The organism is Globicatella sp. HMSC072A10 (assembly GCF_001811625.1).
GTDB lineage: Bacteria > Bacillota > Bacilli > Lactobacillales > Aerococcaceae > Globicatella > Globicatella sanguinis.
This window is the reverse complement of record NZ_KV805658.1, coordinates 20,363-34,573: the sequence shown is the minus strand read 5'-3', so window position 1 is coordinate 34,573 and position 14,211 is coordinate 20,363. Positions and strand designations below refer to the sequence as shown.

The window sequence follows — 14,211 nt, the reverse complement described above, 5'->3', positions numbered from 1 at the left end:
TGACCTTCTAAATATATATTACGAGGAGGAATATTAGATGAAAAAGTATATCTTTAAGAGAATCGTTTATATACTGATTGCACTTTTTTTCATTATAACATTAACGTTTTTCTTAATGAGAATTGCACCCGGTAGTCCTTTTGCGAGTGAAAGAGCACTAACGCCTGCGATTGAAAAACAATTAAATGAAACCTATGGCTTAGATAATCCATGGTATGTGCAATACAAGGATTATTTATTGAATATTTTAAAACTTGATTTTGGTGAGTCTATGAAGTATAAAGGTCGTTCAACTAATGATATGATCTTTCAGTCATTTCCTATCTCATTAGCCTTAGGAGCTCAAGCGCTCTTTTTAGCAGTCGGTTTTGGTGTTTTATTAGGGGTCATTTCTGCTATGTACCATAATAAATTAGGTGATTATATTTCAACGATTATTGCTGTCTTAGGAATTTCAATTCCTTCATTTATTTTAGCAGGATTAATGCAATATTTTTTAGGATTGAAATTGGGATTGTTTCCTTTAAGTGGTTGGAAAGGATTTAGTTATACCGTCATGCCTTCATTTGCGATGGCTTTAAGTTATATGGGAAATGTGGCCAAAATGGTCCGATCTAGTATGCTGGAACAAAATACATCTGAATATGTAAAACTAGCTCGAGCAAAAGGATTAAGAAAATGGAGTGTGGTCTTTAAACATTCACTGCGTAATGCATTGTTACCTGTTATAACCTATTTAGGACCTTTAACAGCCGGCGTGGTAACGGGGAGTTTCATTGTTGAAAATATTTTTGCGATACCTGGACTCGGTAAACATTTTGTTACCAGTATTAATAACCGTGATTATACGATGATTATGGGAACCACTGTTTTCTATTCGATTCTATTATTATTCGCGGTCTTAATTGTGGATATTATTTATGTAATGGTCGATCCACGAATTAAGTTGGAAGGAGCTGAATAATAATGACGAATGAAAAATTAAATCCCCAAGATTTTGAAATAATAGGGATTTCTGAAGATCAAACTGATATTTTAAGTAATAAAACGGTGTCGTTTTGGGGCGAAGTCTTTCATACTTTTAGCCGTAATAAACTAGCGATGTTTGGGGTTGGGTTATTAATTGTAGTGGCCTTAATGGCGATTTTTGTGCCGATGGTGTCACCATTTAGTTTTAGTCAACAAACCAAAAATTATAATATGCCACCCAATGCGACTCATTGGTTTGGTACAGATAACTTAGGGCGTGATATTTTTGTTCGTATTTGGGTTGGCGCGCGTATTTCCTTATTTATTGGATTAGCAGCTGCTGCTATTGACTTAATTATCGGAGTGTTATGGGGCAGTATTGCCGGAATTGTTGGTGGCCGTGTCGATAATATCATGATGCGTATCGCTGATATTTTAACGGCGGTTCCTTATTTATTGATAGTTATTTTATTATTAGTTGTGATGGATAAGGGGTTAATGCCAATGATAGTGGCCCTTTCGATAACCGGTTGGGTACGGATGGCCCGAATTGTCCGTGGAGAAGTATTATCTATCAAGAACCAGGAATATGTTTTAGCGGCGCGTACATTAGGGGCGAATACCACTCACTTGATACTGAAACATTTGATTCCAAATGCGATGGGGGCGATTATTGTGACGATGACACTCTCGATTCCTTCAGCAATCTTTACGGAATCATTTCTTAGTTATTTAGGTCTTGGGGTGACACCGCCAATGGCCAGTTGGGGAACGATGGCTTCAGAAGGAAACGAAGCCATTATGACGGCACCGTGGCGTTTAATATTTCCAGCGTTATTAATTTCATTAACAATTTTTGCGTTTAATGCGGTCGGTGATGGTTTACGTGATGCACTCGATCCAAAACTTAGAAAGTAGAGGTGACTAATATGACAGAAAAATTATTACAAGTAAATGATTTGCGTATTAGTTTTAAAACTTTTGCGGGTCGTGTTCAAGCCGTTCGTGGGGTTAATTTTTCTTTAGAAAAAGGAGAAACCTTAGCCATTGTAGGAGAATCAGGATCAGGAAAATCAGTAGCCTGTAATGCGATTATGCGTTTAATTCCACAGCCACCTGGACATTTTGATGCGGGAGAAATTTTATTTAATGGACAAGATCTATTGAAATTAACTGAGAATCAAATGAGCGATATCCGTGGTAAGGATATTGCGATGATTTTCCAAGATCCGATGACCGCTTTAAACCCAACAATGAAAGTTGGCAAACAAATTGCCGAAGTCATTTTACGACATAAAAAAGATATCTCTAAAGCGCAAGCCAAAGCGCGTTCGATTGAGTTATTAAAAGAAGTCGGCATTCCATTTCCAGAGCGTCGTTATGAACAATATCCTCATGAATTTTCAGGTGGTATGAGACAACGTGTAGTTATCGCGATTGCCTTAGCAGCAGAACCTAAATTATTAATTGCTGATGAACCGACTACGGCTTTAGATGTAACGATTCAAGCACAAATCTTAGAATTGATGAAAGAGATCCAACAAAAAAATGGCAATTCGATTATCTTTATTACGCATGACTTAGGCGTAGTGGCGAATGTTGCCGATAAGGTAGCGGTGATGTATGCGGGCCAAATTATAGAGTACGGTACCGTCAATGAAATTTTTTATAATCCTAAACATCCCTATACTTGGGGACTACTAGGTTCAATGCCTGATTTAGAAAATGATGATGCCGAAGAACTTTATACCATTCCTGGTTCGCCACCGAATTTAATCAATCCTCCTAAAGGAGATGCTTTTGCTCCACGTAATCGCTATGCAATGAGGATTGATTATGAAAAAGAGCCCCCAATGTTTAAAGTCAATGAGAACCATTTCGTTAAATCTTGGCTGATGGCTGAAGGAGCACCTAAAATCGAAGTGCCAGAAATGATTCAAAAAAGAATTCAACGATACTTAAAAGAAGGAGGCGTTACAAATGAGTAAGAAAGTACTTTTAGAAGTAAAAGATTTCAAACAATATTTTGGTAACAGTCAACAACCGATTAAGGCCGTTGATGGTATTTCATTTGAAGTTTATGAAGGTGAAACCCTGGGACTTGTAGGGGAATCTGGTTGCGGTAAATCTACAACGGGGCGCTCGATTATTGGGCTTTATGATATTACGGGGGGCACGATTACTTTTGATGGGAAAGTCGTCAGTGGTAAGCAAAGTGCCAAAGATAAGAAAAATTTGGCTCGTCAACTACAAATGATTTTCCAAGATCCTTATGCTTCCTTAAATCCACGTATGACCGCTGGAGAAATTATTAGTGAAGGCTTTGATATTCATGGACTTTATAAAAATAAAGCAGAACGTCGTAAGCGAATTGGTGAATTGTTAGAAGCAGTAGGGTTAAATAAAGAACATCAAAACCGTTATGCTCATGAGTTTTCTGGAGGTCAAAGACAAAGAATTGGTATTGCGCGAGCTTTAGCGTTAGAACCAAAATTCATTATCGCAGATGAACCTATTTCAGCACTCGATGTTTCGATTCAAGCACAAGTCGTTAACTTATTGAAAAAATTACAAAAAGAACGTCAATTAACCTATTTATTTATTGCTCATGATTTATCAATGGTTAAATATATTAGCGACCGTATTGCGGTGATGTATGCTGGAAAAATACTTGAAGTAGGACCAGCTGCTGAAATTTACCGTAATCCCATTCATCCTTATACGAAGTCTTTATTATCAGCAGTTCCTCAGCCAGATCCGATTAGTGAAAGTGTCCGTCAACGGGTGCCTTATCAACATCAAGAACCGACCGGAGAAGTAAGCAAATATGAAATATTACCCGATCATTTTGTCTATGCGGACGCTGAACAATTGAAAGCTTGGACTTAATCAATAGCGGTAATATCTTCTGTTTAGTGTTTTCAATCGACATTTTTAATGGGTTTAAGTATAATTAAGATATACGAAAAAAGAAAGGTTGATTTACCATGCCATTTTTAATCATACTAGGAATTTTAGTTTTAATTGCCTTAGCTTGGGTTGGAATTTATAATAATTTAATTAAAACAAGAAACTGGGCTGAAGAAAGTTTTAGTCAAGTCGATGTGCAGTTACAACGACGCAATGACTTAATCCCTAATTTAGTCGAAACAGTCAAAGGATATGCGGCTCATGAAAAAGAAACCTTAGACTCCGTAATCAAAGCACGTCAACAATTAATCGATGTTGCGAATGCTTCACCCGAACAAATTAATGCGGCCTCAAATGCATTAACAGGTGCTTTGTCTCGTTTATTAGCAGTAGCCGAATCTTATCCGGATTTAAAGGCAAACACTAATTTCGTTGAATTGCAACGTAGCTTAACCGACACAGAAGATAAAATTGCTAAAGCTAGAATGTTATATAACTCTAGCATTAATCAATATAATACTAAGATTGAAACGATTCCTAACAATATCGTTGCGGGTGTTCATGGCTTTACTAAGAAAGTGTTCTTAGAAACACCAGAAGAAGCTCGTGTAGCACCAAAGGTAGAGTTTTAAAGCGAATCTCCAATAATGGATGGATACCATGATGTTTCATTTTAGTGTGTCTATTTGGACCCCTAAAATAGGAGAGGTGAAAAGAGAACAAATTTCGGAGTGAAGTTTGCAATCTTTCCTCTCCTTTTTTGCGTTAATTTAGTGATTTATTAATGAATTATACTTTAACTTTATAAAAAAAGAGAGTAGAATATAGGGTGATTGTATATTATGGTAAAAACCAGAAGGGGGGCAAAAAATGAGAATTAATTTGTATGTACATTATGACTCGGTAACGAGTCATATCATGACGCGTGGAATTAATTTGATGCCGACGGATTTTGATGCAAAATACGTACCCAATAATATGATATTGGCAGAAGCGCCTTCTAATTTTGGAAAATTTGATGTGAGAACCAACTTTAAGATATTAAGAGGGAAAGCAGAAGTTTTAGAATACTTGAATTATTGTCGTAAAGAAAAAGTGCGTGTGTCTAATTGGATGGATTTTGAAAGTGTCAGTATGATGCACCAATTAACTCCTAATGAGATTGCAGAAATATTATATTTATTCCATGCAAATCAAACCTTAAGATCAGCTTTTTTTTATAAATTACAAAATAATTATGCGTTTCTAACCTTGCCGAACGGCTTAATAAAAACCTATTATCGTTATTCCCAACATTTTAATTTGCGATTTCAAAGAGTGTTACAAGAGCAGATGCAACATTTATTAAATGAAGGACGCTCTCTCTTTTTTAAAAAGAAAGAAATCGCTAAGCCGGTTCCGGAAGCCATTGTAGAACAAATAGCACCATTATTTACCAAGGGTTTGAAAATTGACTTTGCTCAAGCCTATGACATGGCTGGCCAGTGGTTTGTACCATTATTTATTATTGAAGATGAATTAACACTTTTAACTTCTAATCAAAGTCAGACGGATCAAGTCGGTCAATTGGTGTATAATTATCAAGAAAAAATTTGGCAAGTAGAACTTATTTCTAACTAGCATGCATTTGGAGGAAAATATGAAAATAATTTTACTATATGGTGGCCAAAGTGCGGAACATGATATCTCAGTCATTTCAGCACACAATATTGCCCAACAAATTATGTATAACTATTACGACGTCCAACCTATTTTTATTCGACGTGATGGGGTTTGGATTAAAGGAGCTCCCTTAACTGAAGCGCCTAGCACTTCGGGTGAACTCATTTTAGAAGCCGCTGAAACAGCTCAGTGGTCGCAAAAAGCCGATACCGCTTCAACAGGATTAGTGATTCAGCCAGGTTCAATTTATGAAGAAGATACCATTGTCTTTCCAGCTCTTCATGGACCAAATGGAGAAGATGGTACTATTCAAGGCTTTTTAGAGGTGTTAAATATGCCTTATGTTGGCGCAGGTGTCACAGCTAGTGCAGCCGGGATGGACAAAATAGTAAGTAAGTATATTTTTAGCCAAGTAGGTATTCCTCAAGTGCCATTTGAAGCATTTGACCGTCAAGCATGGCTCGACTCAAAAGAAGAGCTGATTAAGAAATGTGAAGGTAGCTTGCTATATCCAATGTTTGTCAAACCAGCCAATATGGGATCAAGTGTAGGAATTAGTAAAGTTGAAAATGTTGAAGAATTAGCTAATGCGGTTGAATTAGCTTTAAAATACGATTTTAGAATTGTAGTTGAACAAGGAATTAATGCCGATGAAGTAGAAGTAGCTATTTTAGGTAATGCCGATGCTCATGTGAGTGTGGTCGGTAAATTAGTAAAAGAACAAAGTTTTTATGATTATGATAATAAATATTTAAACAATAGTGTTTCAATGCAAATTCCGGCTGAATTACCTGAAGCAGTTGCTGAAAAAATTCAAGAGTATGCTTTATTAGCGTATCGTGCAATTGACGGGCGTGGATTATCTCGTTGCGACTTTTTTGTAACGGCCAATAACGATATTTATATCAATGAAATTAATACCATGCCAGGTTTTACGCCATATAGTATGTATCCAGTTTTATGGCAAGGAACAGGCTTAGGTACTCGTGACCTAGTTGAAGAGTTGATTCAGTTAGGGTTACGACATTTTGAAGCAAAAAAAGCGTTGTCTGCTGACAGATTTTAGTGGAGGTACCAGATGAAACCGATAAAATTAATGGACGTTGTAAAACACGTTCATGCGATTGATTACACAGCAAAAGATCGCACAATTTCGATTTCAAATGTCGAATTTGATTCTAGAAAAATAACTCCGGGATCATTATTTGTGCCATTACAAGGGGCAACCGATGGTCATGATTATGTAGAAAAAGCGATTGAAATGGGGGCAGTAGCAACGTTTTGGTCTAAAGAGGAAGCGGCTGCACCAAGTGATCGGATTGCAATCATTTTAGTAGATGATACATTAAAAGCATTACAGGATTTAGCTCATTATTATCGTCAGGTCATCAATCCAATCGTGATTGGTATTACTGGTAGTAACGGGAAGACTACTACTAAAGATATGACCGCTTCAACATTATCAGCTAAATATCGTGTCCACAAAACGCAAGGAAATTACAATAATGAAATCGGTGTTCCGTATACTTTGTTAAAAATGCCAGAGGATACGCAAGTCTGTGTAACTGAAATGGGAATGAGTGGCTTTGGCGAGATTGAAGTTTTGAGCAAAATAGCAGAACCGAATATTGCGGCCATTACTTTAATTGGCGAAAGTCACTTAGAATTTTTAGGATCACGCAAAGGGATTGCCCAAGCTAAGATGGAAATTTTAAACGGGTTAAAACCGGATGGATTATTCGTCTATCCAGGTAATGAGCCCTTAATAAGCGAATTATTAGATGAAAAATCATCCGCAATTCAAATCAGTAGCTTTGGTTTCGATAGTTCTTATGATGTTTATGCTTATGATTTAGTTGAGGAACAAAATAAAACGTTCTTTAAAACAAATGTCGATTCTAATATCGTGAGTACGATACCTGTTATTGGCGCTTATAATGTATCGAATGCGTTGATTGCTTTAACGATAGCCAAGCATTTAGAAATCCCAATGGAACAAGCCATTTTTCAATTGGCTCAATTTGAATTAACGGCCCATCGTTTAGAATGGATTAAGACTTTAAATGGGGCAGATTTATTAAATGACGCCTATAATGCAAGTCCAACTTCAATGAAAGCCATCTTGAAAACTTTATCAACGGTTCCTGTAGAACATACTGGCCGTAAAATAGCGGTTTTAGGGGATGTTAGAGAGTTAGGTCCTGAAAGTGCCAATTTACATCGTAGTATTAAAGAGGCGATTGATCCAGATAAGATTGCCCGTGTCTACTTATTTGGAACGGAAATGAAAGCTTTATATAATGAGTTAGTAACGGAGTATAGTCAAGAGGCATTATATTATGTTGAATCGGATCATGATGAGTTAATTGCATTATTACAACGTGATATTCAACCAGAAGATGTCGTGTTAGTTAAATCGAGTTTAGGGGTGGATTTATTAAAAGTCGTCACCGCTTTAACTGGCCACAAAACACATAATATGTTAAGAAAATAAAGAATTACATGGGAGTGGGCTAGAAGTTGATAATCAGATGACTTTCTATATGTCTAATCAGCCTGTCGCGCAGTAGAGTAACTATCATCACATTAGTCTTTAAGACACTGCTTGATGCTAGTTAACCACTGCGCTTATTATTACCGAGTAATAGTTTGATTGAATGAAGCAAGGATTGCCTTACCTCCGTATGAAAATTCCAATTTTTTTACTCTGTTAAAAGCTAATTTTCTGAAAAGAAGAAGACATTACGAGCTTCTAAATAATGAAGCATTACTTAATTGAATCATATTGTTTTCAAATTTTCACTAGCTAAATTATAAATAACTTGTTTATCAATCCTATTTGTGTTAATCTAAGCAATGGAAAGTTAACGATGTATCATTAAGTCAACCGTTCTTTGGAAGTTTGACCCGCATGGCACCTAGCGCATTTTGCTATTTCTACGCCAAGCGGTTTTTTTTATTTGTAACTTACCCACTATAACATCTCTTGCTCGATACAATAAAAGATAGGTATCACGGGTAAGCTATGTTAAATAAGAAGTCTTAAAGACAAGAAAAGGAAGAAGATATTGAAATTTTCAGAATTAAATTTATCATCATTATTAGTAACATCACTTAAAGAGTTAGGGTTTGAAGAACCGACTCCGATTCAACAACAAGCTGTGCCTGTGGCATTAGAAGGAAAAGACTTAATTGGTCAAGCTCAAACCGGAACCGGTAAAACAGCGGCCTTTGGTTTACCAATGTTAAATAAATTAAATAGTCAAACCCAATCAGTTCAAGGGTTAGTTATTGCACCGACGCGTGAATTAGCGATTCAAGTACAAGAAGAATTATTCCGTTTAGGGAAAGAACAAAGAGCGCGTGTCTATGTAGTATATGGCGGAGCCCCAATTGGGAATCAAATTAATCGTTTAAAACGAAATGCCCCTCAAATTGTGGTTGGAACACCAGGGCGTATTCTAGACTTGATGCGTCGTAAAGCTTTAAAGTTAAATGAATTACAAACATTAGTATTAGATGAAGCTGATGAAATGTTGAATATGGGCTTTATTGATGATATTCGTGCCATTATTGAGACGACTCCTGAAACACGACAAACATTACTATTTTCAGCTACTATGCCAAAAGAAATTCGTAATTTAGCCGATCAATTTTTAAAAGAACCAGCACATATTAAAATTGAGACTAAACAAATTACTGCTGACTTAATTGAACAGTTTTTTATTAAATGTCGTGACGATGAAAAGTTTGACGTGCTAACGCGTTTATTAGATGTACAGTCACCCAAACAAGCGATTGTCTTCTGTCGTACTAAAAAACGTGTGGATGAAGTAGGCCGAGGATTATCATTAAGAGGTTTTAATGCGGAATTAATTCATGGTGATATTACGCAACAAAAACGTACCACAGTGATCAATCAGTTCCGCAACGGAGAAATTGAATTATTAGTTGCCACGGACGTGGCGGCACGTGGTTTAGATATTTCTGGAGTAACGCATGTCTACAATTACGATATCACCCAAGATCCTGAAAGTTATGTCCATCGAATCGGACGTACTGGTCGTGCAGGTAATGAAGGTGCTTCGATTACTTTTGTAACGCAAAACGAGATGCCATATTTAAGAACGATTGAAACATTAACTCGAAAAGCAATGACACCAATGAAACCACCGACCGTCCAAGAGGCACAGTGGGGACAAGTTCAACAGTTAATTGATCAAGTCAATGAAATTTTAGAAGAAGGTAATGCACAACAACATCGTAATACTGCCAAATTATTATTAGAACATTACCAAGCGAATGATTTAGTCACTGCTTTATTAGGAACGATTATTAACGATAATAGTAATATTGAAGTGCAAATCTCACCACAAAGACCATTACCAAATGCTCAGCATAAAAAAGGTTATAAATCGGGTAATAAAGGTCGTGGTGGCAGAAGAGATAATCGTCGTCGTGACGGTGGTAGTCGTCGCGATGGAGGTAAATATGGTGGAGAACGCCGTGAGAGTGGACGCAATCGTGACCGTCGTCAAGACCGTGACCAAGAATTTAAACGTAAGGATAAAAAGAAAAATCAAAAATTTGATAAAAACACGCGTGATAAACACCAAGGAAAAAGCAACAAGTCTTCTAAAAAAGTGAATATCAATAAAAATTTTAAAATGATGAAAAAAGATTAAAATGGAGTTATTTTAAATGCGCCTAGGAACGGATATTGTGGAAATTGAACGAATAGCATCAGCGGTTGAACGTAATGCGCAATTTCCAACTAAAATATTATCAGAAAAAGAATTAGTTTTATTTCGGGATATGAAAGAGCAACGTCAATATGAATTTTTGGCCGGTCGTTTTAGTGTGAAAGAGGCTTATGCAAAAGCATTAGGTACTGGCATCGGTAAAATAAAATTTACCGACATTGTTGTACTCCCCAATGAAATGGGTGCGCCTAAAGTGGTAGAAGGGCCGATAGTAGAAAGTGTGATCGTGTCGATTAGCCATTCAAAAGCTTATGCGACAGCGACGGTTATCATTGATTTACCAGATTTTGTTATTAATTCACAAATAACCTCCTTTCTCAATTAGTTTTATTTAATGACGGCCAAGACAAGGTGATTAAACCGTACTTACTCAATATTTAGAGTAACGTACGGTTTTTCTAATAGCTAACTTTTTTCTAATAGCTAACTTTTTCTTGTAGTTAACATTTTTTCTGGGTCAATTGTTGCTTGGGGTACAAAGCGATAGGGATGAAAAGTCAATCCTAATCCAAGACAAGTTATCAATGAACAAAGTTAAGAGCTGAACTTTAAAGGGATGATTGAAAGCGTCCATTTTAAACTTTTTAATAAAATTTTCGTGGTAAGTGTTGAGCAAACCTTCGCTTCTACGAAGGACGCACTATCATACTGAAGCTACTTTTTAAGCCGAGCTGAATATGTTACAATTATAACCATACTATGAAGAGGTGAAATCTATGTTTGAACCAAGTGAACATCGACCAACGGAAGCGATTGTCGATTTAAATGCAATCCAACATAATGTTCGATTAATGTTAGACCAATTAACACCAGAACAAAAACTATATGCAACGGTAAAAGCCAATGCCTATGGGCATGGTGCCGTCCCAGTGGCAAAAGCAGCGCTAGAAGCTGGAGCTAAAGGATTATTAGTGGCAACGGTGGATGAAGCAATTGAATTAAGAACGAATGGACTGAGTCAAGTACCGATTTTAGTGCTAGGCTTAACAGACCCACGTGGAATTGCTGAATTACTGCATTATAATATTACGATTACCGTGAGCGATAGTGAATTCTTTAGACTTGCTTATCAGCAGCTAGAAGCAACCAATCAATTATCGCTATTGGATTTATATCATTTGAAATTCCATTTAGCTTTAGATACGGGCATGGGACGAATTGGGTTAAGAAGCGTCGCCGAGGTTGAACAATTTATCGAGGATGTACAAGCATTCAATTGGGTTGAATGGGAAGGGGCATTTACTCATTTTTCTACTGCAGGAGGTGGACCGCAAGACTATATTGAATATCAGTTTGAACAATGGCAACAATTGATTGCGGTGGTACCAGACACTGTGCCGCTTAAGCATTTCGCTAACACAGCGATGGGGATGTGGCATCCTTATGAACCTAAATCGGATATTATTCGTTTTGGGATTGGAATGTATGGCATTGATCCCTTAGACCGACCATTAGTGGAATTACCAGAATTTGAACGTCAGTTACAACCGGCTTTACAATTAATTTCAGAAATTATTTATACTAAAAAAGTTCCGAAAGGACATTCTATTAGTTATGGCGCAACCTATACAACAACCACCGATGAATGGATTGCAACGATTCCAATAGGTTATGCTGATGGATGGCTAAGACGCTATTCAGTGATTGAGGTGCTCGTTGGAGGGGTTGCTTGTCCGATTGTGGGGACGATTAATATGGATCAGATGATGATTCGCCTGCCAGAAGCATTACCGATTGGTACCCCTGTGACCTTAATTGGTAAAGATGGACATTTAGAAAATCATGCAAGTGAATTAGCGCGAAAAGTTGACACCATTAGTTATGAAATATTTTGTGGTATTAGTAATCGAGTTCCAAGAATTTATTTAAAAGACTAGGAGGACGAGATGTTAGAAGTATTTTATCAAACAGTTGGTATAGCAAGTGAGAATACTTATGTAGTTGTTAATGAAAAGAAAGAAGCGCTGATTATTGATCCTGGTGCGGGTGCTCCAATGTTGATTCATTGGATAAAAAGTCATCATTGGCAACCACAAGCGATCTTATTGACGCATTGTCATTTTGATCATATTGAATCAGTAGATGAATTGCGTGATGAATTTGATATCGAAGCCTATGTTCATCATATTGAAGCAGATTATTTGTCCGATCCGAATTTAAATTTATCAGCTAATATGCCGGTGCCAACTGTAGAGGCACGTCCAGCTGAACATGTGTGGCAAGATGATGATATGAAGGAGCAACAAGTAGGTAGCTTTCATTTTAGAGTGGCTCATATTCCAGGCCATAGTCCAGGTCACGTTGTCTATATTTTTGAAGATCAAAAATTTGTGATTGCTGGCGATACTCTATTTCAAGGTAGTATCGGCCGTACCGATTTATATTTAGGAGACTATCATCAATTGATTAATGGAATTAAGACCCACTTATATTCATTACCAGATGATACGACGATTTATCCAGGCCATGGTCAAAGTACGACGATAAAATTTGAGAAAAGATTTAATCCTTTTACCAATTAAAAAGATAAGCAGTCTGAGTTTTCATGATGAAACTTAGACTGCTTATTTATTATTTCATTTTATAATGTTTGGTTTTGTATTGTTTCCGGTTCAAAAGTCGTTGCAAATCATTGAATTCGACGATGTCAAAACCACTCGGTAACACAAATAAAAATTTACTTTCGCTACCGTATTTTGTGTTCTCAAATGTTAGAGAGCTGATAATATGCGTATAGCGATTAATTAAGCGAATCAGTTTAGTTAACTCCCCAACTTGTCCTTTAGCAGTCACTTCTAAAACATATTTCGCGTTATTGGATAACCAGGCTTCTGCTAAAAAAGTCATCATATCCGTATGTTCGATAATCCCTACAAAAGTATTTTGATCAGATAAAACCGCAATATGTGGTAAATCATTAATCACAAATAATAAGCGTAAGATACTGTCAGAAGTTCTAACGATTTTGGTTGTATTTTTTAGAAAATGCGTAACAGGTATCGTGCTTAAATCAGCTTGAGGATATCTAAATTTATGTTGATAAATATGATAACGATAAATATTGCCTCTAAAGATGGTGTTTGTGGCATCCAATACAGGTGCACAACGTAAACCGTTTGACTCGAGTAATTGAATCGCTTCTTGACAATTTAAAGATTCATTAATACATACTAATCGATTTTTTGGAACAATTAATGATTCAATCACTTTGTAGCCTCCTTGATTAAGATTAACATATTATTCATCGCAACTGTTTTATAATAAAATAAATATTAAAAAAAGTAAAGTGCAATGAGAAAAATGATATAATTCTAATAAATTGATTATAACAAATTGGTCACATTTTCTCAATTGTTTCTAATGAAAAATTAATCTTTAGGCTAAAAAGTTGAATAGTGTCATAGGATTATAATGAATGGTTTTCAATTAAATAGTTAAGCAAACCCTGACAGCCTTGAAGAACATCTTGATAGGTGGTTTCAAAGTCGCCAGTGTAATAGGGGTCTGCAATTTCGTCTTCGCGATTAGCATATTGTAACAGTAATTTGATTTCACCAGTAAAATCATTGCCAGCAAAGCGTTTTATGTTACGGATATTTTGTTGATCCATTCCGATTAGATAATCAGCAGATAAGTCATTTTCAGCTAACGGACGTGAATGCATCCCTTCAACCGAAATATTTTCTTTTGCTAAGCGCTCACGGGTTCCTGAATGAACAGGATTACCATGTTCCCATGAACTAGTTGCCGCAGAATCGATGATGATCCGATCAGATAAACCTTTTTCTTCAACTAAAGATTTAAAAACAGCTTCAGCCATCGGGGAACGGCAAATATTCCCTAAACAAACAAAAATTACTTTAAGCAAATCAATTCCTCCTCGTAAAATATATTTAGAAGGTCATTT

Annotated in this window: 14 protein-coding genes; 12 read left to right on the top strand and 2 right to left on the bottom strand. The window is 36.4% G+C overall.

Annotation, left to right across the window (positions count from 1 at the left end; genetic code table 11):
- Nucleotides 1–37 precede the first annotated feature (37 nt).
- The 12 genes from HMPREF2811_RS03110 (at nt 38) to HMPREF2811_RS03055 (ending at nt 12,826) form a co-directional block, all read left to right on the top strand.
- Nucleotides 38–964, top strand: a complete 927-nt coding sequence (locus tag HMPREF2811_RS03110; protein WP_071408061.1) for an ABC transporter permease — start codon at nt 38–40, stop codon at nt 962–964.
- Nucleotides 965–966: 2 nt separating this feature from the next.
- On the top strand, nt 967–1,887 hold the full coding sequence (locus HMPREF2811_RS03105) for an ABC transporter permease (protein WP_071408060.1): 921 nt from the start codon (nt 967–969) through the stop codon (nt 1,885–1,887).
- A gap of 11 nt (nt 1,888–1,898) precedes the next feature.
- A complete protein-coding gene (locus tag HMPREF2811_RS03100; protein ID WP_071408059.1) occupies nt 1,899–2,957 on the top strand; it encodes an ABC transporter ATP-binding protein in 1,059 nt (352 codons plus the stop codon).
- Nucleotides 2,950–3,858 carry an ABC transporter ATP-binding protein gene (locus HMPREF2811_RS03095; RefSeq protein ID WP_071408058.1) on the top strand — a complete coding sequence of 303 codons (909 nt, stop codon included), beginning with the start codon at nt 2,950–2,952 and terminating at the stop codon, nt 3,856–3,858. The genes HMPREF2811_RS03100 and HMPREF2811_RS03095 overlap by 8 nt, the downstream gene beginning before the upstream one ends.
- Nucleotides 3,859–3,956: 98 nt before the next feature.
- Entirely contained in the window at nt 3,957–4,511 is a 555-nt protein-coding gene (locus HMPREF2811_RS03090; RefSeq protein WP_071408057.1) for a LemA family protein, read from the top strand.
- 238 nt (nt 4,512–4,749) lie between these two features.
- Nucleotides 4,750–5,499: a hypothetical protein gene (locus HMPREF2811_RS03085; protein ID WP_071408056.1), complete on the top strand. Its 750-nt coding sequence runs from the start codon at nt 4,750–4,752 to the stop codon at nt 5,497–5,499.
- Between the two features lie 19 nt (nt 5,500–5,518).
- Nucleotides 5,519–6,607, top strand: coding sequence for a D-alanine--D-alanine ligase family protein (locus HMPREF2811_RS03080; protein WP_071408055.1), 1,089 nt, complete (start codon nt 5,519–5,521; stop codon nt 6,605–6,607).
- A gap of 12 nt (nt 6,608–6,619) precedes the next feature.
- Nucleotides 6,620–8,035 carry a UDP-N-acetylmuramoyl-tripeptide--D-alanyl-D-alanine ligase gene (gene murF / locus HMPREF2811_RS03075; RefSeq protein ID WP_071408054.1) on the top strand — a complete coding sequence of 472 codons (1,416 nt, stop codon included), beginning with the start codon at nt 6,620–6,622 and terminating at the stop codon, nt 8,033–8,035.
- 574 nt (nt 8,036–8,609) lie between these two features.
- On the top strand, nt 8,610–10,226 hold the full coding sequence (locus HMPREF2811_RS03070) for a degradosome RNA helicase CshA (protein WP_071408053.1): 1,617 nt from the start codon (nt 8,610–8,612) through the stop codon (nt 10,224–10,226).
- Nucleotides 10,227–10,242: 16 nt separating this feature from the next.
- A complete protein-coding gene (gene acpS / locus HMPREF2811_RS03065) occupies nt 10,243–10,629 on the top strand; it encodes a holo-ACP synthase (RefSeq protein WP_071408052.1) in 387 nt (128 codons plus the stop codon).
- Nucleotides 10,630–11,020: 391 nt separating this feature from the next.
- Nucleotides 11,021–12,181 (top strand): alanine racemase, encoded by a 1,161-nt coding sequence (gene alr, locus HMPREF2811_RS03060; RefSeq protein ID WP_071408051.1) that lies wholly within the window; start codon nt 11,021–11,023, stop codon nt 12,179–12,181.
- Nucleotides 12,182–12,190: 9 nt separating this feature from the next.
- Nucleotides 12,191–12,826, top strand: a complete 636-nt coding sequence (locus HMPREF2811_RS03055) for an MBL fold metallo-hydrolase (RefSeq protein WP_071408050.1) — start codon at nt 12,191–12,193, stop codon at nt 12,824–12,826.
- A 49-nt stretch (nt 12,827–12,875) separates the two neighbouring features.
- Here the strand turns inward: HMPREF2811_RS03055 and cbpA are convergent, their stop codons facing one another.
- Nucleotides 12,876–13,511, bottom strand: coding sequence for a cyclic di-AMP binding protein CbpA (gene cbpA / locus HMPREF2811_RS03050; protein ID WP_071408049.1), 636 nt, complete (start codon nt 13,509–13,511; stop codon nt 12,876–12,878).
- Between the two features lie 199 nt (nt 13,512–13,710).
- The gene (locus tag HMPREF2811_RS03045) at nt 13,711–14,172 is read right to left on the bottom strand and encodes a low molecular weight protein-tyrosine-phosphatase (protein ID WP_071408048.1); all 462 of its coding nucleotides are present in this window, start codon (nt 14,170–14,172) and stop codon (nt 13,711–13,713) included.
- Nucleotides 14,173–14,211: the final 39 nt, after the last annotated feature.